The 19,210-nt window shown below is 71.8% G+C and carries 21 protein-coding genes; 18 read left to right on the forward strand and 3 right to left on the reverse strand.

The window, feature by feature from the left end:
• Nucleotides 1–2: 2 nt before the first annotated feature.
• Both ABD999_RS42485 and hydA read left to right on the forward strand, forming a co-directional pair.
• Nucleotides 3–389, forward strand: a complete 387-nt coding sequence (locus tag ABD999_RS42485; RefSeq protein WP_148031067.1) for an allophanate hydrolase-related protein — start codon at nt 3–5, stop codon at nt 387–389.
• Complete coding sequence (hydA, locus tag ABD999_RS42490; protein ID WP_271279546.1) at nt 386–1,780, forward strand: dihydropyrimidinase; 1,395 nt, start codon at nt 386–388, stop codon at nt 1,778–1,780. Before ABD999_RS42485 ends, hydA begins: the two co-directional genes overlap by 4 nt.
• Here the strand turns inward: hydA and ABD999_RS42495 are convergent.
• Nucleotides 1,755–2,267 carry an Lrp/AsnC family transcriptional regulator gene (locus ABD999_RS42495; RefSeq protein WP_148031069.1) on the reverse strand — a complete coding sequence of 171 codons (513 nt, stop codon included), beginning with the start codon at nt 2,265–2,267 and terminating at the stop codon, nt 1,755–1,757. The two genes, hydA and ABD999_RS42495, sit on opposite strands and share 26 nt — an antisense overlap.
• Before the next feature lie 93 nt (nt 2,268–2,360).
• Here ABD999_RS42495 and ABD999_RS42500 point away from each other — a divergent pair, with 93 nt between their 5' ends.
• Nucleotides 2,361–2,804 carry a rhodanese-like domain-containing protein gene (locus ABD999_RS42500; protein ID WP_219551420.1) on the forward strand — a complete coding sequence of 148 codons (444 nt, stop codon included), beginning with the start codon at nt 2,361–2,363 and terminating at the stop codon, nt 2,802–2,804.
• Between the two features lie 109 nt (nt 2,805–2,913).
• Nucleotides 2,914–3,672, forward strand: coding sequence for a FadR/GntR family transcriptional regulator (locus ABD999_RS42505; protein WP_148031071.1), 759 nt, complete (start codon nt 2,914–2,916; stop codon nt 3,670–3,672).
• A gap of 31 nt (nt 3,673–3,703) precedes the next feature.
• On the opposite strand, the gene ABD999_RS42510 is transcribed toward ABD999_RS42505, so the two are convergent.
• Both ABD999_RS42510 and ABD999_RS42515 read right to left on the reverse strand, forming a co-directional pair.
• The gene (locus tag ABD999_RS42510) at nt 3,704–4,219 is read right to left on the reverse strand and encodes a nuclear transport factor 2 family protein (protein ID WP_148031072.1); all 516 of its coding nucleotides are present in this window, start codon (nt 4,217–4,219) and stop codon (nt 3,704–3,706) included.
• Between the two features lie 8 nt (nt 4,220–4,227).
• A complete protein-coding gene (locus ABD999_RS42515) occupies nt 4,228–4,569 on the reverse strand; it encodes a DUF4286 family protein (RefSeq protein WP_271279545.1) in 342 nt (113 codons plus the stop codon).
• Between the two features lie 83 nt (nt 4,570–4,652).
• On the opposite strand from ABD999_RS42515, the gene ABD999_RS42520 reads away from it, so the two are divergent.
• From ABD999_RS42520 to ABD999_RS42585, 14 genes are all read left to right on the forward strand, one after another.
• Nucleotides 4,653–5,516 (forward strand): TIGR03619 family F420-dependent LLM class oxidoreductase, encoded by an 864-nt coding sequence (locus tag ABD999_RS42520; RefSeq protein ID WP_271279544.1) that lies wholly within the window; start codon nt 4,653–4,655, stop codon nt 5,514–5,516.
• A 371-nt stretch (nt 5,517–5,887) separates the two neighbouring features.
• Nucleotides 5,888–6,967, forward strand: coding sequence for an ABC transporter substrate-binding protein (locus ABD999_RS42525; protein WP_271279543.1), 1,080 nt, complete (start codon nt 5,888–5,890; stop codon nt 6,965–6,967).
• Nucleotides 6,968–6,982: 15 nt separating this feature from the next.
• Entirely contained in the window at nt 6,983–7,816 is an 834-nt protein-coding gene (locus ABD999_RS42530) for an ABC transporter ATP-binding protein (RefSeq protein ID WP_271279542.1), read from the forward strand.
• Nucleotides 7,816–8,700 (forward strand): ABC transporter permease, encoded by an 885-nt coding sequence (locus tag ABD999_RS42535; protein WP_271279541.1) that lies wholly within the window; start codon nt 7,816–7,818, stop codon nt 8,698–8,700. Before ABD999_RS42530 ends, ABD999_RS42535 begins: the two co-directional genes overlap by 1 nt.
• Complete coding sequence (locus tag ABD999_RS42540) at nt 8,655–9,275, forward strand: hypothetical protein (RefSeq protein ID WP_271279540.1); 621 nt, start codon at nt 8,655–8,657, stop codon at nt 9,273–9,275. Before ABD999_RS42535 ends, ABD999_RS42540 begins: the two co-directional genes overlap by 46 nt.
• Entirely contained in the window at nt 9,275–10,072 is a 798-nt protein-coding gene (locus ABD999_RS42545) for an SDR family NAD(P)-dependent oxidoreductase (protein WP_148031079.1), read from the forward strand. The genes ABD999_RS42540 and ABD999_RS42545 overlap by 1 nt, the downstream gene beginning before the upstream one ends.
• 9 nt (nt 10,073–10,081) lie before the next feature.
• Entirely contained in the window at nt 10,082–11,317 is a 1,236-nt protein-coding gene (locus tag ABD999_RS42550) for a cytochrome P450 (RefSeq protein WP_219551430.1), read from the forward strand.
• A 9-nt stretch (nt 11,318–11,326) separates the two neighbouring features.
• Entirely contained in the window at nt 11,327–13,006 is a 1,680-nt protein-coding gene (locus ABD999_RS42555) for an MFS transporter (protein WP_345483237.1), read from the forward strand.
• 38 nt (nt 13,007–13,044) lie between these two features.
• Nucleotides 13,045–14,058, forward strand: coding sequence for an LLM class flavin-dependent oxidoreductase (locus ABD999_RS42560; RefSeq protein ID WP_345483238.1), 1,014 nt, complete (start codon nt 13,045–13,047; stop codon nt 14,056–14,058).
• A 17-nt stretch (nt 14,059–14,075) separates the two neighbouring features.
• Complete coding sequence (locus ABD999_RS42565) at nt 14,076–15,278, forward strand: acyl-CoA dehydrogenase family protein (protein WP_148031083.1); 1,203 nt, start codon at nt 14,076–14,078, stop codon at nt 15,276–15,278.
• Entirely contained in the window at nt 15,275–16,024 is a 750-nt protein-coding gene (locus ABD999_RS42570; RefSeq protein ID WP_148031084.1) for an SDR family NAD(P)-dependent oxidoreductase, read from the forward strand. Before ABD999_RS42565 ends, ABD999_RS42570 begins: the two co-directional genes overlap by 4 nt.
• A 10-nt stretch (nt 16,025–16,034) precedes the next feature.
• The gene (locus ABD999_RS42575) at nt 16,035–17,210 is read left to right on the forward strand and encodes an acyl-CoA dehydrogenase family protein (protein ID WP_271280435.1); all 1,176 of its coding nucleotides are present in this window, start codon (nt 16,035–16,037) and stop codon (nt 17,208–17,210) included.
• On the forward strand, nt 17,207–18,349 hold the full coding sequence (locus tag ABD999_RS42580; RefSeq protein ID WP_271280436.1) for an acyl-CoA dehydrogenase family protein: 1,143 nt from the start codon (nt 17,207–17,209) through the stop codon (nt 18,347–18,349). The genes ABD999_RS42575 and ABD999_RS42580 overlap by 4 nt, the downstream gene beginning before the upstream one ends.
• Nucleotides 18,346–19,134 carry an amidohydrolase family protein gene (locus tag ABD999_RS42585; protein WP_271280437.1) on the forward strand — a complete coding sequence of 263 codons (789 nt, stop codon included), beginning with the start codon at nt 18,346–18,348 and terminating at the stop codon, nt 19,132–19,134. The genes ABD999_RS42580 and ABD999_RS42585 overlap by 4 nt, the downstream gene beginning before the upstream one ends.
• Nucleotides 19,135–19,210 lie beyond the last annotated feature (76 nt).

Here is a 19,210-nt window from a genome sequence, read left to right on the forward strand (position 1 = left end):
ACGTGGAGAATCTGCGCATGTTCGTCAACGGCCAGGCGATGTCGGGCGGCAGCCTGAACGCCGCGCTGGCCGGCGCGCGGTTCCTGGGGCCGGCGACGACGGCGCCCCGCTACCGGTTCTACTCCGTACGCGACGAGTTTCCCGGCCTCCACCCGGTCGGCGACGGCTACGCGGTGCCCGGCGAGCTGTACGAGGTCACGTACGAGATCCTGCGCGACCACCTGCTGCCGGGCGAGCCGCCCGAGCTGGAGCTCGGCGTGATCGAGCTGGCCGACGGCAGCGGCTCGCTGTCGATGCGGATGCGCGCCGAGGCGCTGGAGGCGCCGGGCGTCGTGGACATCAGCGAGGCCGGCGGCTGGCGCGCGCACCTGGCCGGAGCCGGCGGATGAGCGACCCCGTGGTGATCCGCGGCGGCACGGTGGCGGAGGCGAGCTGGTGCGCCCCCGCCGACGTGTTCGTCGTGGACGGACGGGTGACCGCGCTGGCCGAGCCGGGCACGCCCGCGCCGCGCGGCACCGCCGAGATCGACGCCGGCGGCATGCTGGTGCTGCCCGGCGGCGTCGACCCGCACTGCCACGTCGGCTTCACCTCGGGTGACTTCACCTCACTCGACGACTACGCCCAGTGCACGACGGCCGCGGTGTTCGGCGGCACCACCACCATCGTGGACTTCGCCATCCCGCGCCCCGGCCAGGCCCCCGCCGACGCCGCCCACGCCCAGCGGGCCAAGGCGGCGGGCGGCCTGTGCGACAGCGCGCTGCACGCCTGCGTCGTGGACTGGGACGAGACGGTGCCCGACCAGCTCCGCTCACTGGTCGCCGACGGCATGCCGACGGTGAAGATGTTCACCACCTACCGCGGCGAGACGATGGCCGACGAGGACACGATCCTGCGCACCATGTCCACGCTGCGTGACCTGGGCGGCATGGTGGTGATCCACTGCGAGGCCAACCACATCATCGAGGATACCCAGACGCGCTGCTCGCACGACGGCCGGATCGGCGCCGAGCACATGGCGGCGACCCGGCCCGAGCTGGCCGAGACCGCGTCCGTGGCCGAGGTGCTGGCCATCGCCGAGTCCCTGAAGGCGCCGGTCTACTTCGTGCACCAGTCCACGCCGGAGGCCGTCGAGCTGGTGGCCGCGGCCAGGCGGCGCGGCCTGGCGGCCTACACCGAGTCCGTCGCGCACCACCTGGTGCTGGACGACGGGCTCTACGCCGGGGCCGCCCCCGAGCGGTTCGTGTGCTGCCCGCCGCTGCGCCCGCGCCCGGTGGTGGACGGTCTCGCCCGCCACCTGGCCACCGGCGAGATCACCACGATCGGCAGCGACCACTGCTGTTACGACGTGGCGCAGAAGGAGTCACGCCGGTCCGACGTGCGCGCCATGCCGAACGGGCTGCCCGGCGTCGAGACCCGGCTGCCGGTGATCTTCTCGGAGTTCGTGGCGGGCGGCGCGCTGCCGGTCAGCCGGTTCGTCGAGCTGACCGCGGCCAACCCCGCCCGGACGAACGGCCTGTATCCCCGCAAGGGCACCCTCATGCCGGGCGCCGACGCCGACATCGCGATCTGGGACCCGTCCGCCCGCTGGACGATCACCTCAGGCGACCTGCACATGGCGACCGACTACACGCCGTACGAGGGGATGACGGTCACCGGCAGGCCGCGCACCGTCCTGGTCGGCGGCCGGGTGGTGGTCCACGACGGCGTGCTCGCCGACGCCACCCCGCGAGGCCGCCACCTGGCCGCGAACCCGATCACACCGGCGCCCGCCCGCCGCTGAGCGGAGGACCGTCCGGCCCGGCGGGCGGTCCCGGCGGCAGCAGCGGTCGCGGCGGGAGCGGGGACGAGTAGACGACGCTCGTGGTGACGCCGCCGAGCGCGCCGATCCGGCCGCTCACCCGTTCCAGGTGCTTCATGTCCGTGGCGACGACCTTCATCACGAAGCAGTCGTCGCCCGTGACGTGATGGGCCTCGATCACCTCGGGGAGCTCGGCGAGCAGGCTGTGCAGCGGCTCGTAGGCGCTGCTCGGGTAGCGCAGGCGCAGGAAGGCCATGATCGTGAACCCGAGCCGCTCCGGGTCGACCTGGGCGCCGTAGCCGGTGATCACGCCCGCCTGTTCGAGCCGCCGGACGCGCTCCGCCGTCGCGCTGTGGCTCATGTTGATGCTCCGCGCCAGGTCCGCGACGCTCTGCCGGCCGTTCGCCTGGAGAGCCCGCAGGATGCTCGCGTCGACCTTGTCGAGCTCGTAAGGGACACTGAAGGTCATGTCTTAGATATTGCATCAAATTCCCCGCTATAGCGGTGGAATGCCGGTGATCGGCTCTTCAACCGAGGCCGGAGCCGTCAGTATCGTCGAGGCATGTCACCCGTCACTTCCGCCGCGAGCGCTCTCGTGGCCCACTTCGCCGGCAAGCTCCAGTTCGAGACGGACCCCTCCGACGTGCACGCCGACCAGGAACGCGGCGCCCGGTTCGTGCTGATCGACTCCCGGGGGGACGACGCCTGGACCCAGGGCCGCGTCACCGGCGCCGTCCACCTGCCGACCGCGCGGATCGCCCGTCGCGCGCCTCTGGAGATCCCCCTGGACATGCCGGTCGTCACCTACTGCTGGGGACCCGGCTGCAACGGCGCCACCCGCGCCGCGCTGGAGTTCGCCAAGCTCGGCTACCAGGTGAAGGAGATGATCGGCGGGTTCGAGTACTGGGCCCGCGAGGGCTACCCTGTCGAGGACGACCACGGCCGGGTCGTCCGCGCGGTGGACCCGCTCACCGCTCCCGCGCACGCCATCGGCTGCGACTGCTGACCCCGCCCGGCCGGGACCGGCTTCGCCGACGTCGCCACCAGGGGTGTATCAACCGCTATGGTTAGCATAGATTCAGGACCTCGGGCGATCACCTCCACGAAGGGGCGACATGACGAACGGTACCCGGCCGCCCAAGGCCGCGATGCTGGTGGCCCAGCGGATCATGCGTGACGTCAGCCGGGACGACCTCCACCCCGGCGACATGCTCCTGCCCGAGCGCATCATGCTGGAGAAGTACGAGATCGGGCGCGGCACGCTCCGTGAGGCCCTGCGGCTGCTGGAGTTCCACGGCGTCATCGCCCTCAAGCCCGGCCCCAAGGGCGGCCCGGTGCTGCTCGACCCCGACCCGTCCCACCTGGCCAGCACCATGCTGCTGCTCATGCAGGTCAAGCAGGCCCCGTTCCGGGCGATCATGGAGGTGCGGGCCACGCTGGAGCCCAAGACGGGCGCCCTGGCCGCCGAGCGCATGAGCGACGACCAGATCGCCGAGCTGGGCCGGTGCCTGGCCGACATGCGTGACCACATGGACGACGACTACATCTTCTTCGACACCAACCAGCGCTTCCACGACATCATCGCCTGGGGGTCGGGCAACGCGCTCTTCGGCTACATCGTCGACTCGCTGCTCGGCATCCTCGACGGCACCGTCGCCGCCGTCGACTACAGCGCCGTGGGCAGCGACTATCCGCAGCGCAGGCGCAAGGCCATCCTCAAGGCCCACGAGGAGATCTACGCCATGATCGCCGCCCGCGACGCGGCGGGCGCGGAGGCCCGCATGCAGGAACACATCGACGCCTACGTCCGCTACGTCGAGCGCAAGCATCCGAAGCTGCTGGAGCAGACCATCCGCTGGGACGCGCGGTCCTGAGGTGGAGGGCCGCGAGCGGCCCTCCACCCGGTCACAGACCGGCCGGCCAGTCCGCCTTCTTCCAGGGGTCGCCCGCCCGCATGCGCAGCCGGTCGCCCAGCGCCTGCGGATACTCGCGGACGTCGACGAAGTACATGTAGGCCTGCACCCGCTCGCTGAACCGCCAGCCGTCAGGGCCGCGCCGGTAGCGGTCGTGGTAGCGGAGCGCGGTGATCATCGGCGCGCCGTCCCGCCACACCTCGGCGTGCGAGGAGACCAGCCCGGTGGCCACGTCCGGGTCCTCGTCGTCGAAGTCCACGACGTGGCCGTGGGTGAAGTGGTTCGTCGGCCCGAGGGCGGCGAACCGGCCGCCGAAGTAGGCGGCGATCGCCGCGACGCCCTTGCCCTTGCCTGGCCCGCTCATGGTGCGCAGCTCGGCGTCCTCGGTGAAGAGCGCGCAGACGCCGTCCAGGTCGCGCTCGTCCACCGCGAACCCGTACCGGACGGCCAGGCCGCGGATCTCCTCCAGGTCCTCCAGCCGGCGGATCCGGCTCTCCAGGTCGCTCATGTCCGTCCTCACTCCGGCAGCGGCAGGCCGTTCGCGGCCTCGTGGATCTGGACGTAGACGTTGCGGTAGAAGGTCTTGGCCTTGGCCTTCATGCGCTCGGTCGCCACCGTGCCGTTACGGTAGTTCTGCTGGTAGTCGGGGTTGTCGACGACGGAGACGTCCTCCAGCTCGTAGATGCACAGGTAGTTCGGCCGCCCGTCCAGCGCCTTGTACCTGCGCGCGCTCAGGAAGCCCGGCACCAGGCCGATCTTCTCGGGGATGTGCTCCTCCTCGTACCAGGTGTTGAACTCCTCGTCCAAGGAGTCGGGGATGTCGAACATGGCGACCATCACGCCTGGGCGCTTCGTCATGGTTGTGCCCTCCCGGGGTCATAATTGGTATGCATGATTAGTATGGTGACCACGTTGCCATGTCAAGAAAAGGTGAGAGCGTCATGAAGGTGTCGGTGCGCTGTTTCGGCTTCCCGCTCACGTGGTACCGGCCCATCGCGGAGACGGCCGAGCAGGAGGGGTTCCACGGGCTGTGGATCCCCGACCACGTCGTCTCGCCGACCATGACCGACGGCAAGTACCCGTACAGCGCGCACGGCCGGCCGAGCTTCGACCCGGCGACGCCGTTCGCGGACCCGCTGGTGATGGCGGGCCACCTGGCGGCCGCGACCTCCCGGATCCGGCTGGGCATCGGCGTCTACGTGCTGCCGCTGCGCCACCCGCTCATCGCCGCGCGCTCGGTGATGTCCGCCCAGGAGCTGTCCGGCGGACGGCTCGTGCTCGGGGTCGGCGTGGGCTGGATGCGCACCGAGTTCGAGTCCCTGGACCAGGAGTTCTCCGGCCGCGGCGGCCGCACCGAGGAGATGCTGGACGTCATGCGCCGGGCGTGGACCGGAGAGCCGGTGCGGCACGAGGGCCGGTGGTACTCCTTCCCCGAGCTCACCGTCGCCCCGCCGGTGACCGCGCCGGTGCCGGTGCTCATCGGCGGAGCCAGCGAGCGCGCCCTGGCCCGCGCCGTCCAGCACGGCGAAGGCTGGTACGGCCCTCCCGGCACGGCGGACCAGACCGCTACCTACGTCACCGCGCTCCAGGCCGAGCTGGAGCGCCAGGGCCGCGAGCGCTCCTCCTTCCACATCGTGGCGCGGGCCCCGGAGGACGAGCCGCTCGCCGGCGTCCGGGCGCTGGCCGAACGGGACGTGGACGAGGTGGTGCTGAACCTGCCCAGGGCCGTGGCGGAGGTCGGAGAGGTCACCTCCTGGATCACCGAGGCCGCGGCCCGGCTGCGCGCCGACGGCGCCCTCGCCTGAGTACGGCCCGCCGAGGGCCTGTTGAAGATCACGTCAACAGATCGAGGCGTCTCCGGACGGGGATCCGGGCGCCCCGGTCGCCGGGGCGTCCCCGCTGCGGGACCCGCCGCGCTATCAGTGATAACCAATCGTACGGAATCCACAGAGGGTGCAGGGCCAGGGCGCGGCGCGCTCCGGCCGTCGCTTACCCTGCCCTCATGAGGGTCCGTCCGGGCCTGCCGAGTCCGTCACCGGCAAGATCTGGCTGCTCGCAGACGTTCCGGTGACGCCAAGTCGACGCCGGGAAATCGTTGACGTTGCGCTCTACTGTCCCTATCGTTATCAGGAATTATTGAGGCCTACCTGCACGCCCCCCGGAGATGAGCGCTCCTATGGTTCGTTCCACAAAACTCATTGCCTCGGCCCTCGCGGTCCTGCTCACGGTTCTCGTCAGCGGATGCGCATCCTCCTCGCCGGAGGGTGGCGAGAGCGCCGCGTCCGGCGATGGCGGGCTGACCACGATCAGTTACATCGACGCCGGCTCGGCCTGTCTGTGCAGCTATCCCAGGCTGCAGGCGGAAGCCCAGGGCTACTTCGCCCAGCAGGGCATCGAGATCGACAACAAGACCTCCATCTTCAACGCCAACCAGCTGATCCAGGCCGTCGCCCAAGGTCAGGCCGACATCGCGCTCACCGGCGGGACGGCTCCGCTGGCCTCGGCCGCGGCCGGCAAGCTGGTCAAGGTGGTGGCGGTGCTCGGCGCCCCGGCGCCCGAGCAGATCACGCTCAACAACCAGACGCTGGAGAAGCTCGCCCAGAAGGGCGTCACGCCTGAGTCCCCGTACCAGGAGAAGCTCGCGGCGCTCAAGGGTTTGAAGATCGCTTCAGCGGCGACCGGCTCCACGACGGACCTCCTGTTCCGGCAGATCCTCACCCTCGGCGGCCTCAAGCCGGACAGCGACGTGACGATCCAGCCGTTCAGCGACGCCGCCGCCGGCACCGCCGCGGTCAAGCAGGGCGCGTCCGACGGGCTCGCCGGGTTCCCCAGCCAGACCACCGGCCCCGAGGCCGACGGCTGGGGCAAGGTGTTCATCGACATCGTCAAGGACGCCCCCGAAGCGGCGAACATCCCCTACATCGTGGTGGCCGTCAACCCTGACTTCCTGAAGAACCAGCCCGACGCGGTGACGAAGTTCCTCAAGGCGATGACGCAGGCCCGCGACGACGCCAAGGACTTCAGCCAGGAGCACAGCGACGCCCTGCACCAGAAGTTCTTCGCCAGCACCAGCGACGCCGCGTGGAAGACCGGCATCGAGGCGATCCTGCCCGTCTTCACCGGCAGCATCGTGCCCACCCAGGAGCTCGCCGACAACCTGATCAAGGTCTACAACATCGGCAAGCCGGACCCGGTCTCCGTGCCGTTCGAGGAGCTCTACGACACCGAGCTCGTCAAGGCCCTGCCGGACGCCTGAGTGAGGGAGAGACCCGTGTCCAGCATCGGAACATCGGCCGAGCGCGCGTCCGCCGCGGCGGCACAGGCGGACGACCGTCCGATCGCGGTGAGCTACCACCAGGTCGGGCGCACCTTCACCACCGCCAAGCGCACGTTCACCGCCGTGCAGGGGATCGACCTGGAGATCCGCAAGGGCGAGTTCATCTGCATCATCGGCCCCAGCGGCTGCGGCAAGAGCACCCTGCTCAACATGGCGGCCGGCCTGCTCACCCAGAGCACGGGCGAGGTGCTCTACGACGGCAAGCCCATCAACGGCATCAACAACGACGTCGGCTACGTCACCCAGAAGGACACCCTGCTGCCCTGGCGGACCGTGGAGAAGAACGTCTCGCTCCCGCTGGAGGTGCAGAAGGTGCCCCGCCGGGAGCGCAAGGAGCGGGTCGCCCAGGTGCTCGACCTGGTCGGCCTCGGCCAGTACGGCAACAGGTACCCGTCGCAGCTGTCCGGCGGCATGCTCAAGCGCGCCGCCCTCGCGCAGACCCTCGTCTACCGTCCCAACACGCTGCTGATGGACGAGCCCTTCGGCGCGCTCGACGCGCAGCTGCGGCTCAACCTGCAGCGGCAGACCCTGGAGATCTGGGAACGCGAGCGCAAGACCGTGCTGTTCGTGACCCACGACCTCGAAGAGGCCATCCTCATGGCCGACCGCGTCGTGGTGTTCGGCGCGAACCCGGGGCGGATCATCCACGTCGAGCCCATCACCTTCGCCCGGCCCCGCGACTTCGGATCGCTGCGCACGGACCCCGAGTTCGCCGCGGTCTGGTCACGGCTGTGGGCGCTGCTCAGCCCGCAGATGGAGGATCACTGATGACCAGGTCCGACACGATCGAGGCCGGCCGGCCGGAGGCCGCCCCGAAGCCGGTCGGCGCGCCGGCGGTCTCCGGCGGGCTCAACCCGAGGCTGACCCGGCGCCTGCTGATCACCGCGATCCAGGTGGCGCTGCTCGTCGCCGGGCTCGCGGCCTGGGAGTACTTCGCCGGCAAGCCCGGCGAACCGCACGTCCTGATCGACCAGTACTACGTCAGCAAGCCGTCCCTCATCTGGGAGGCCATGGGCCTCTGGGTCTCGCAGAACCTGCTGTGGCCGAGCCTGTGGGTCACGCTGCAGACGACCGTGATCGGGTTCGTGCTGGGCGCGCTCGCCGGCCTCGTGGCCGGGTTCGTCCTCGGCGTCAGCCCGTTCCTCGCCTCCGTCTGCCAGCCCTTCGTGGACGCGATCTACGCGATCCCGCGGCTGGCCCTGGTGCCGCTGTTCATGCTCTGGTTCGGCATCGGCATCGGCTCCAAGCTGGCCCTGGTCATCAGCGTGGTCGCCTTCCTCGTCTTCTACTCCACGTACGCGGGGGTCAAGGACGTCGACCACCTGCTGGTGGACAAGCTCCGGCTCATGCGGGCCAGCCGCCTGCAGGTTCACCTGAAGGCCACCCTGCCCTCGGCGATGACGTTCATCATCTCCGGCCTGAGCGTGTCGGCCCCGTACGCGCTCGTGGTCGCGGTGACGGCCGAGATGATGTCGTCCAACCGCGGGCTCGGATACCTGCTCGTGCAGTCGGCCAACCAGTTCGACACCGCCGGCACGTTCGCCGCGATCTTCGTGCTCATGATCGTGGGCATCGCCCTGATGCTGCTGATCCGGCTCATGGAGATGTGGCTGCTCCGCTGGAAGCCCAAGCGGCCGACCGGGCGGGCCTGATGGAGACGTTCATCGCGCTCGGCCCCGCCGGGCTGCCCGCCCCTGACGGGGCCGCCGTCTGGTCGCTGGCCCGCGACATCGGCGAGAACGACACCGTCTTCCCCGTCCTGGCGCTCGCCCGCGTGACCGGTCCCGGCGCGCTCGACCCCGGGTTCGGTGACGTCGCCTGGCGGGCCGTGCCGCAGACCGGATGGGTCAGCCCTTCGGCGTCCGAGTCCCTGCCCGAGGACCATCGGGAGATCTTCGTGGTCTTCAACAACGCCGTCCAGGGCCGGGAGGGCGAGTACGCCCGCTGGTACGACCAGGTGCACCTCGCCCACACCTTCGAGCACATGGGATTCGAGGGCGCCCAGCGCTTCGCCCTGGAGCCGGTCGGCGGGCAGAGCCCGCCCTACCGCTACCTCACCCTGTACGCGGTGCCCGAAGGCGGGATCGCCCGGTGCGAGGAGCGCCGGATCGCCGTGGGGGAGGAGCGCGAGCGCGCCGCCCGCGCCGGCCGGGAGCCCGAGGTGCCGGTGAGCGACGCGCTCACCGGGCCCCGCCACGCCAACTACTTCAGAAAGGTCCCCGGCTGATGTCAGACGTGTCAGGTCTGCGGTTCCTCATCACCGGCGGCGCCAGCGGCATCGGCGCCGAGACGGCGCGCCTGGCCGCGGCCCGCGGCGCCACGGTGGTCATCGCGGACATCGCCGACGACGCGGGCAGGCGGCTGGCCGCCGAGATCGGCCCCCGCGCCGACTACGTGCGCGGTGACATGAGCGACCCCGCCTCGATCACCGAGATGGTGGAACGTGCCACCGCTCTCATGGGCGGCCTCGACGTGCTGCACAACAACGCCGGCGTGGCCGACGCCGTGGTCAGCCGCACCCTCGGCATCGAGGACTTCGGCCCCGAGGAGTGGGACCGGGTGCACGCCGTCAACCTGCGCGGACCGTACCTCGCCGCTCGCGCCGCGCTGCCGCACCTGCGGCGCAGCGAGAACCCCTCCATCATCAACGCCGCCTCGATCGCCGCCGGCCTGGCCCGGCCGCACACCCTCGCGTACGCGGCCAGCAAGGCCGGAGTGGCCCAGCTGACCCGCAGCCTGGCGCTGGAGCTCGCCCCCGACGGCATCCGGGTCAACTGCTACGCGCCCGGGATGATCGAGACCGAGATGGCCTCGCGCTACATCGCCTCCCGCCCCGACCCCGAGGCCACCCGCCGGGACGTCCTGGCGAACTACCTCAGCCGTTCCATCGGCAAGCCGCGTGACGTGGCCGAGGTCGTCTGCTTCCTGGCGAGCCCCGCCGCCGCGTTCGTCAACGGCGCGGTGTGGAGCGTCGACGGCGGGTTCACGGCCTGGAAGGCCACCGGGTCCGAGCTGGAGTCGTGAGGAGTTGTGATGACTGATCGTGGTCTGCCGGAGCTGCTGTCCCCGGAGGTCGCCGCCGACCCGCACGCCTTCTACCGCCGCCTGCGCGCCGAGGCGCCGGTCGTCTGGGACGAGAGCGTGCGGGCGTACCTGGTCAGCAGGTACGAGGACGTCGCGCGGGTGTACAAGAACCCGGTCTTCAGTACGAAGGCGTACGAGTGGCAGCTCGAACCGGTGCACGGCAAGACGATCCTGCAGATGGACGGCACCGAGCACGCCAGGCACCGGGCCCTGGTGTCGCCCGCCTTCCGGGGCAAGAGCCTGGACCGGCTGCACCCGATGCTCATGCGCAACGCGGGCGCCGTGGTGGAGGAGATCGTGCTGCGCGCCGCGACGGACCTCGCCGGGGAGCTGGCCGGGCGGCGTGACGTCGACCTGGTGCGCGACTTCGCCAACTACTTCCCGGTGTACGTGATCGCCGACCTGCTCGGCTTCGACAAGGAGGACCACCCGAGGTTCCTGCGGTGGTACACCGCCGTGATCCGGGTCATCTCCAACCTCGGCCGCGACCCCGAGATCATCGCCGAGGCCGCCGCCATCCGGGCGGAGATCAGCGAGTTCGTCACCCCGTTCATCGCCGAACGGCGGGCGAACCCGGGAGAGGACCTGCTGTCGGTCCTGGCCACCGCCGAGATCGACGGTGAGCCGCTCGCCGACGACGAGATCAGGGCGTACGTCAGCCTGCTGCTGACGGCCGGGGCGGAGACGACCGACAAGACCTTCGCGAGCCTGTTCCGCAACCTGCTCGCCGACCCCGGCCAGTTCGAGCGGATCAGGCACGACCGCTCGCTGGTCGTCAAGGCGGTCGCCGAGACGCTGCGGTTCTCCCCGCCGACGCAGATCAACACGCGGGAGACGACGGAGGACGTCGAGCTCGGCGGCGTGCTCATCCCGGCGGGGTCCACGGTGCTGGTGCTCATCGGCTCGGCCAACCGTGACGACCGGCGCTACGCCGATCCCGACCGGTTCGTGCTCGAACGCGATGACCTGGACGCGACCAAGGCGTTCTCGGGAGCGGCCGACCACCTGGCGTTCGGCTCCGGGCGGCACTTCTGCCTGGGCGCCATGCTGGCGAAGGCGGAGCTGGAGATCGGCGTGAACCTCTTCCTGGACCGGTTCCCGGAGATGCGGCTGGCCGACCCCGAGGCGGCGAGTGACGTCGGGCTGAAGATGCGCGGGCCGCGTACCGTGCCCGTGACCCTGTAGCGGGAACGGGTGGAACCGGCCGAGACCGTCCAGGCGTCCCGGCCGGCGCCCGCCGGCGGGCGGGCGTGGTGGGCGGCCATCCTCATGCTGGCGGCGGTGGTGTCCACCCCGATCCTGGTGGGTGTCCTGGCCGTCGAGATCCAGGCCGACCTGGGCATCGGCGACGGCGCGCTCGGGCTGTGCGTGACCGCGTTCTGGGCGTGCACCGGGCTCACCGCCCTGGCCGGCGGCCGTCTGATCGACCGCGCCGGCTGGCGGCGCGCGGCCCTGGCGGGGCTCGCGGTCAGCCTGGTGAGCCAGCTCGGCGTCGCCACGAGCGGGTCGGTCGCGGCGCTGCTGGCGTGGCTGGTCGTCGCGGGCGCGGGGTACGGGGTGGTAGCGCCCGCCAGCAACCTGGTCGTGGTCCGGGAGATCCCCGCCCGGCTGCGCGGCACGGCCCTGGGCGCCAAGCAGTCGGCGACCCCCGTCGTCGCCCTCCTGGCCGGGCTCGCCGTCCCCCTGGTGGCCCTGACCATCGGCTGGCAATGGGCCTTCGTCCTCGCCACCCTCCTGACCGTGGCCGCAGCCGCAACCAGCCTCCCCCGCACCCGGCCCTCACTTCGGGCCACCCGTCCGGAGCACACCCCCGCGTCCACGTCACCGGCCGCAAGCTCCTCTCACGCGAACCAAACCCCGCCGACGACTACGCCCACGACGCAACCCGCACGCAAAGATCAAGATTCGGCGGGGACCGCAGAAGAGACGCGGCCCATGCCTGCGGGTCCGGGCCCTGCGGCGAGTTCGGGGTCTGTGGCGGCGGTCGGGGAGGCGCGGTCTGAGAGCGCGGGTTCGGGGCTTGTGGCGAGTTCGGGGTCTGTGGCGGCGGTCGGGGAGGCGCGGCCCGCGCCTGCGGGGCCCGGGCCTCTGGCGAGTGCGGGGCCGACGGCGGCCGCTGGAGGCGTGCGGTCCGCGCCTGCGGGGGCGGGGTCTGCGGGCGCCGCTGGGGAGGTGCGGTCCGTAAGCGCGACTCCGGGGCCTGTGGCGAGTGCGGGGCCTGCGGCGGCCGCTGGAGACGTGCGGTCCGCGCCCGCGAGTCCAGGGTCCGCGGCGGTTGCTGGGGAGGTGCGGGTCGGGAGCGCAGGTCCGAGGGCGGTGACGTCGTTGGTGCGGGTTTCGGTTGTCGCCGGGCTTGGGACGTTGTCTATTGGTTCGCTCACCACCTTTGCTGTGAGCACGCTCACGCGGGCCGGGCTCGATGTCAGTACGGCGGGGCTGGTGATCTCGGTCACCAGTCTCGTGTCGCTCGTCGTGCGGCTCGGCGCGGGGCGGCTGGCGGACCGGCGCGGGTCGGACGGGTTCAGGCCCGCGGCCGTGATGATCGCCGCCTGCGCCCTGGGGATGCTCGCGATGGCCTCGGGCGGCACCGCGCTCACCGTGGCCGGCACCGTCGTCGCCTTCTGCGGCGCGTGGGGCTGGCCCGCGTTGCTGCTGATGGGCGTGCTGGCGCAGCATCCGGACCGGCCGGGAGTGGCCGGGGCCAGGTTCCAGCTGGGCACCGCCCTGGGCGCGGCCACCGGGCCGCTGCTGTTCGCCGCCGTGTCCGAGGTCGTGGGCCTGCCCGCCGCCTGGCTCACCGTGACGGCCTGCACGGCGGTGTCCGCGGCCCTCGTCCTTCTCAGCAGCCGGACCCGAGTTGCAGGACGAGGATAATCATGTGTATCAATAGGAGGGATTGCAGAGGAGTCAGGATGGGTTCTGGAGTGCGGTTCGGCATCCTCACCACGCCGATCCACGGCGCCGAGACGCCGTACGGGCAACAACTGAGAGAGCACCGCGAGCTGGTCAGGGTCGCCGACCAGCTCGGCTTCGACATGATGGTGGCGGGTCAGCACTTCCTCGGCACCGAGCTGCGCTACTACCAGCCGGTCCCGTACCTCACATACCTGCACGGCGCCGCGCCCCGCATGACCGCCGTCACCGGCATCATGCTGCTGTCCATGGCCAACCCGGTCGACCTGGCCGAGCAGATCGCCACGCTCGACGTGGTCACCGACGGCCGCTGCGTCTTCGGCGCCGGGCTCGGCTACTCCGAGCGGGAGTTCCGCGCCTTCGGCATCGACTCCCGCTCCAAGGTCAAGCGGTTCGAGCACGGCCTCGCCCTCATCAAGGCCCTGTGGTCGGGGGAGAAGGTCGACTTCGACAGCCCGTACTGGAAGGTCGAGGACGTGCTCCCGGCCGTCCAGCCGGCGCGGCCGGGCGGGCCGCCCGTCTGGATCGGCGGCCAGTCGGCGGCGGCCGTGCGGCGCGCCGCACGGCTGGGCGACGCCTGGTACGCGCCGCCGTTCCCCAGCCACGACGAGCTGGCCGGCCTGCGCGAGATCTTCCTGGAGGAGCGCGCCGCGCACGGCCTGTCCCTCGACGGCGACTTCCCGCTGCGCCGCGAGCTCATCGTGGCCTCCTCCCGCCGCGAGGCCGAGGAGCTGGCCCGGCGGCGCAGCGCCCTGCGCTACCAGACCTACCGCTCGTGGGGCCTGTCGGGCGAGAACACCCCGGTCCAGGCGGACGCGCCCGGCATCGACGTCGAGCGGCAGTTCCTGCTCGGCTCACCGGCCGAGATCGTCGACCAGCTCGGCCGCCTCCGCGACGAGCTGGGGATGACGCACTTCATGTACAAGTCGCACTGGCAGGGGCTCCCGCACGCCGAGGCGATGCGCCAGCTTGAGCTGTTCGGCACCCGGGTGCTTCCCGAGCTGGCCGGTTGAGACGCAGAGAGGATCAGATGGTGACAGCCACCGACATGGCCGGCGAGGCGGCGCAGGAGCTCGGAGCGCTCGTGCGCGACTTCGGTCTCAAGGAGATCCGCCCCCGGATCCGGGAGCTGGAGGAGGCCGGGGAGTTCCCCCGCGACCTCTACCGGCAGATGGGCGAGCTGGGCTTCTTCGGCTGCTGCTTCCCCGAGCAGGTGGGCGGGACCGACGCCGGCTACCAGGCGCTGGCCGCGGTCGCCGAGCAACTCGCCTGGGCCTACCCGCCGCTGAGCGCCGCGATGAACCTCCAGGCCGCGACCGTGCCGCTGACCATCGCCAACTGGGGCGCCGCCGAGCTGGTCGAGCGGTACGTGCCCGGCCTGATCTCCGGCACGCTGCTGGGCTGCAACGCGATGACCGAGCCCGACGGCGGCTCCGACCTGCTGGGCGCCATGCGGACCAGGGCCGTGCGCGACGGCGACCACTACGTCATCACCGGCAGCAAGATGTGGATCACCAACGCGAACGTCGCCGACGTCGCCGTGGTCTACGCCAAGACCGATCCCGAGCTGGGCCACCGCGGGGTGAGCGCGTTCGTGGTGCCCACCGGCACGCCGGGCTTCGCCACCAGCCGGGTGCCCTGCCGGGTGCTCGGCAAGCTGATGCCCACCAACGAGGTCATCCTCAGCGAGGTCCGGGTGCCGGCCGCCAACCTGCTCGGCGAGGAGGGCGAGGGCTTCAAGGTCGCCATGAGCGCCATGGACTACGGCAGGCTCTCCGTCGCCGCCCGCTCGGTCGGCCTCGCCCAGGCATGCCTGGACGCCTCGGTCGAGTACGCGAACCAGCGCGAGGCGTTCGGCCAGCGGATCGGCTCCTTCCAGATGGTCAAGAAGCAGATCGCGGACATGGCCTGCGAGGTGTCGGCCGCCAGGGCGCTGGTCCAGGACGCCGCCGCCCGCTACGACGAGGGCGTCATCCCCACCCGGGAGAGCTCCATCGCCAAGTACTACGCCGGCGAGGTGTGCAACCGGGCGGCCCAGGCCACCGCCGAGATCTTCGGCGGTTACGCCTTCAGCGACGAGCTGCCGATCAGCACCTATCTCAACTACGCCAAGCTCTGGCAGACCGGCGAGGGCTCGGCCAACATCCAGGCCGTCCTGATCGCCGACGACGCCCTGGGCTGGAAGTCCATGGACCGGCACCGCCGTCCATCCAAGCCGGGAGCGCGCGCGTGAACCTGGAACTCGACGGCAAGGTCGCCATCGTCACCGGAGCCAGCCGCGGCCTCGGCGCCGCGGCCGTGCGCAGCCTGGTGGCCGAGGGCGTGAACGTGGTGGCCGCGGCCCGCTCCGGCGACGAGCTGGACAAGCTCGCGGCCGAGGCGCCGGGCCGCATCGCCGGCGTCGTGTGCGACATGCGCGACGCGGCCGGGCTGGCGGCCCTGCCGGAGCGGGCGCTGCGGGAGTTCGGCCGGCTGGACATCCTGGTCAACAACGCCGGCATCGCGCCCGCGGGGAAGTTCCTGGACGCCACCGCCGAGCTGCTTGAGGACGTCTTCGCGGTCAACGTGGTGGCGCCCGCCCTGCTCGCCCGCGCCTGTGGCGAGATCTTCGTCGGGCAGGGCTCGGGGAAGGTCGTCAACGTCGCCTCCATCTCCGGCGTGCGCGGCAAGGGCAGCCTCGCGGTCTACTCGGCGTCCAAGGGCGCGCTGGTCCGGCTCACCGAGGCGCTGGCCGCCGAATGGTCCAGGCACGGCGTCCAGGTGAACGCGATCGCCCCCGGCGCGTTCGCCACCGAGGCGCAGCGCGCGGTGCTCGACGACCCCGAGACGCTGCGCCGCCGGGTCGCCAAGATCCCCGCCCGCCGGGTCGCCGACCCGGCGGAGATCGGCGCCCTGGTCTGCTACCTGGCCTCGCCGCTGAGCGGCTTCGTCAGCGGGGCCACGTACGTCATCGACGGCGGCGAGACCGCCAAGATCTGAGGAGACTGCTGTGAACGGTTTTCGGCTCAGTGATGAGCAACTCCACCTGCGCGAGGTCGCCGCGAAGGTGGCCAAGGAGGTGTACGCGCCCAAGGCCGCGCAGTGGGACCTGGAGCGCGCGCCGCTGCCCGCCGAGGAGGTGACGCGCCTGGCCGAGCTGGGCTTCCTCGGCCTGGCCCTGCCCGAGGAGTACGGCGGCGCGGGCGGCACCCTGCTGGACGCCCTGATCGTGATCGAGGAGCTGGCCAAGGAGTGCCGCTCCGCCGCGTTCCAGGTGTTCGAGGCGAACGTGGGCCCGGCCCGGGTGCTGGAGTTCTTCGGCACCGAGGAGCAGCGCCAGAAGTACCTGCCGAAGGTGGTGACCGGCGAGGTGACGATGGCCATCGGCATCTCCGAGCCCGACGCCGGCTCCGCCGCCACCGACATGACCACCCGGGCGCGGCTGGAGGGTGACGAGTACGTCATCAACGGCACCAAGCGGTGGATCTCCAACGGCGGCCACGCCGACCACTACCTGCTCTACTGCAGGCTCAGTGACGCGCCCGGGTCGAAGGGCATCGGCGCGATCATCGTGTCCGCCGACACGCCCGGCCTGTCGTTCGGGCAGCGGGAGCGGCTGATGGGCTGGCGCACCATCCCGTCCGCCGACCTGATCTTCGAGGACGCCCGGGTGCCCGCCGAGAACCTGGTGGTCGGGCCCGGCGGGTTCCGCGACCTGTTCGGCGTCTTCTCCATCGAGCGCCTCGGCAACTCCACCATGAGCCTGGCCCTCGGGCAGGCCGCGCTGGACCGCGCCGTCGCGTACGTGCAGGAGCGCAAGCAGTTCGGCCGGACGCTGGTCGAGTTCCAGAACGTGCAGATGACCGTCGCCGACATGGCGCTCCAGGTCGAGGCCGCGCGGCTGCTCATCTACCGGGCGGCGGGCAACGCCGGCCGCGGCCTGCCGGACCCGCTGGAGGTGTCGCTGGCCAAGTGCTTCGCCAACGAGATGGGCAAGCGGGTCTCCGACCTGGGCATGCAGATGCACGGTGGCAACGGCTACACCGAGGAGTTCGGCCTGGAGGCGCTGCACCGCGACGCGCACGGCTGGGCCATCGCCGGCGGCACGCCCGCCATCCAGCGGGTCAGGATCGCCTCCGAGCTGTTCGGGCGCGGCTTCGACCAGCGTCCGGCGGCCGCCCGATGAGCGGCGCCGAGTTCGAGCTGCCCGAGCGCTACCACGGGCTGCGCGAGGAGGCCGCGGCGCTCGCCGTGTCGGTCGCGCACCTGGCCGCCGAGGCGGACGAGGCCGGCGCGATCGACCCGGGGATGCGCGCGGCGCTGGCCGCGAGCGGGCTGGCCGCCGTGTGCGTGCCCGCCGAGTACGGCGGCCGGTACGCGGACATCGACCCGCTGGCCGTCGCCGTCGTCCGCGAGCAGCTGGCCGCCGAGAGCGCGCATCTGGACTCGCTCTTCGCCATGCAGGGCATCGGCAGCTACGCGCTGGCCAGGGGCGGCACGCCCGAGCTGCGCGAGCGGTGGCTGCCCCGGGTGGCCGCGCTGGACGCGATCGCCGCGCTCGGGCTGACCGAGCCGGACATCGGCTCCGACCTGCGCGGCACCGCCACCACCGTCGCCGAGGACGGCGACGAGCTGGTGGTCGGCGGTCACAAGTCGTTCATCACCAACGGCGGCGACGCCGACTTCTACTGCGTGCTGGGCAAGGAGGAGGCGGGCCTGTCCATGGTGCTGGTGCCCGCGGACACGCCCGGCCTGACCACCACCCGCCCGCACCAGATCATCGCCCCGCACGTCCTGGGCGACGTGGTGCTGGACGGGGTCCGGGTGCCCCGGTCGTGGCGGCTGGGCGAGCCCGGCAAGGGCATGCGGCTCGGCCTGGCCACGCTGGCGACCTTCCGGGTGTCGGTGGCAGCCGCGGCGGTCGGCACCGCGCAGGCGGCGCTGAAGGAGGCCACCGTGCACACCGCGAACCGCGAGCAGTTCGGCCGGCCGCTCATCCAGCTCGGCGCCGTGGCCGACCAGCTCGCCAGGTCGTGGACCGAGATCGAGATGGCCCGCGCGTTCACCTACCGGGCCGCCGCGGCGGCCGCCCGCGACCCGCTGGGCAGCCTGCACCTGTCCTCGATGGCCAAGGTGGCGGCGACCGAGACGGCCGGCCGGGTGGTCGACCGGTGCGTCCAGGTGATGGGCCGGTTCGGGCTGGTCCGGGGGTCGAAGATCGAGCGGCTCTACCGTGCGGCCCGGCCGATGCGGGTCTACGAGGGCGCCACCGAGGTCATCTTCGACTCGCTCTCCCGCAAGCTGGTCAAGGAGCTCGCCACATGATCATCGACGCGCACGCGCACGTCTGGCCGGACGAGATCGCCCGCAAGGTGCTGGCCGACCGCCCGGTCGGCCTGGACCCGGTGCACGACGGGACCCTGGACGGCCTGCGGGCCACCATGGACGCGGCCGGCATCGACCTGGCCGTCTGCCTGGCCGTGGCCAACGTGGCCAGGCACGTGGCCGGCACCAACCGGTTCATCGGCGGCATCGACCGCACCAGGTTCATCCCGTTCGGCACCGTCCACCCGGACCTGCCGGTGGAGGAGAACCTCGCCTCGCTGAAGGACAACGGGATCCCCGGCGTGAAGCTGCACCCGCTGTTCCAGGAGCTGTCGCTCGGCGACTCCCGGGTGGTGGAGCTGCTGTCCGCGCTGGCCGAGGAGGGCATCGCCGTCATCACCCACGTGGGCGCCGGCGGCGACGAGGCGGCCAACGAGCGGGGCGCCTCGCGGCACATCCCCGCCCTGGCCGAGCGCATCCCGGGGCTGACCCTGATCGCCTGCCACTTCGGCGGCTACCACCGGCTGGAGGAGGCGGAGGAGGTCGTGGCCGGCTCCGGGGCGGTGCTGGAGACGTCCTGGCCGCCCAGCCTCGGGAGCCTGCCGCCCGAGCGGGTACGGAAGATCATCGAGAGGCACGGCGCCGATCGCGTGGTGTTCGGCTCCGACTGGCCGATGACCGACCCGGCCACGGAGATCGCGGCGGTGCGGGCGCTGGGCCTGCCGCCGGAGGACGAGGCCGCGATCCTCGGCGGGAACCTGGCGGGCCTCCTGGGCCTCCAATGACCGTGGTGCCGCCGCGCGTCCCCCGGCCGCGGCGGCGCCACGCAAGCCCGCCACCAGGAGAAATTCGTTGAGGCTG

This window comes from Nonomuraea ferruginea (assembly GCF_039540635.1).
Classification (GTDB): domain Bacteria; phylum Actinomycetota; class Actinomycetes; order Streptosporangiales; family Streptosporangiaceae; genus Nonomuraea; species Nonomuraea ferruginea.

What these genes read in the sequence shown, in the direction of transcription:
- ABD999_RS42580 (WP_271280436.1), top strand. Translation starts at nt 17,207, where the DNA reads ATGAGCGGCGCCGAGTTCGAGCTGCCCGAGCGCTACCACGGGCTGCGC.
- ABD999_RS42560 (WP_345483238.1), top strand. Translation starts at nt 13,045, where the DNA reads ATGGGTTCTGGAGTGCGGTTCGGCATCCTCACCACGCCGATCCACGGC.
- ABD999_RS42515 (WP_271279545.1), bottom strand. Translation starts at nt 4,569, where the DNA reads ATGACGAAGCGCCCAGGCGTGATGGTCGCCATGTTCGACATCCCCGAC.
- ABD999_RS42535 (WP_271279541.1), top strand. Translation starts at nt 7,816, where the DNA reads ATGACCAGGTCCGACACGATCGAGGCCGGCCGGCCGGAGGCCGCCCCG.
- ABD999_RS42505 (WP_148031071.1), top strand. Translation starts at nt 2,914, where the DNA reads ATGACGAACGGTACCCGGCCGCCCAAGGCCGCGATGCTGGTGGCCCAG.
- ABD999_RS42585 (WP_271280437.1), top strand. Translation starts at nt 18,346, where the DNA reads ATGATCATCGACGCGCACGCGCACGTCTGGCCGGACGAGATCGCCCGC.
- ABD999_RS42525 (WP_271279543.1), top strand. Translation starts at nt 5,888, where the DNA reads ATGGTTCGTTCCACAAAACTCATTGCCTCGGCCCTCGCGGTCCTGCTC.
- ABD999_RS42565 (WP_148031083.1), top strand. Translation starts at nt 14,076, where the DNA reads ATGGTGACAGCCACCGACATGGCCGGCGAGGCGGCGCAGGAGCTCGGA.
- hydA (WP_271279546.1), top strand. Translation starts at nt 386, where the DNA reads ATGAGCGACCCCGTGGTGATCCGCGGCGGCACGGTGGCGGAGGCGAGC.
- ABD999_RS42550 (WP_219551430.1), top strand. Translation starts at nt 10,082, where the DNA reads ATGACTGATCGTGGTCTGCCGGAGCTGCTGTCCCCGGAGGTCGCCGCC.
- ABD999_RS42500 (WP_219551420.1), top strand. Translation starts at nt 2,361, where the DNA reads ATGTCACCCGTCACTTCCGCCGCGAGCGCTCTCGTGGCCCACTTCGCC.
- ABD999_RS42495 (WP_148031069.1), bottom strand. Translation starts at nt 2,267, where the DNA reads ATGACCTTCAGTGTCCCTTACGAGCTCGACAAGGTCGACGCGAGCATC.
- ABD999_RS42545 (WP_148031079.1), top strand. Translation starts at nt 9,275, where the DNA reads ATGTCAGACGTGTCAGGTCTGCGGTTCCTCATCACCGGCGGCGCCAGC.
- ABD999_RS42520 (WP_271279544.1), top strand. Translation starts at nt 4,653, where the DNA reads ATGAAGGTGTCGGTGCGCTGTTTCGGCTTCCCGCTCACGTGGTACCGG.
- ABD999_RS42510 (WP_148031072.1), bottom strand. Translation starts at nt 4,219, where the DNA reads ATGAGCGACCTGGAGAGCCGGATCCGCCGGCTGGAGGACCTGGAGGAG.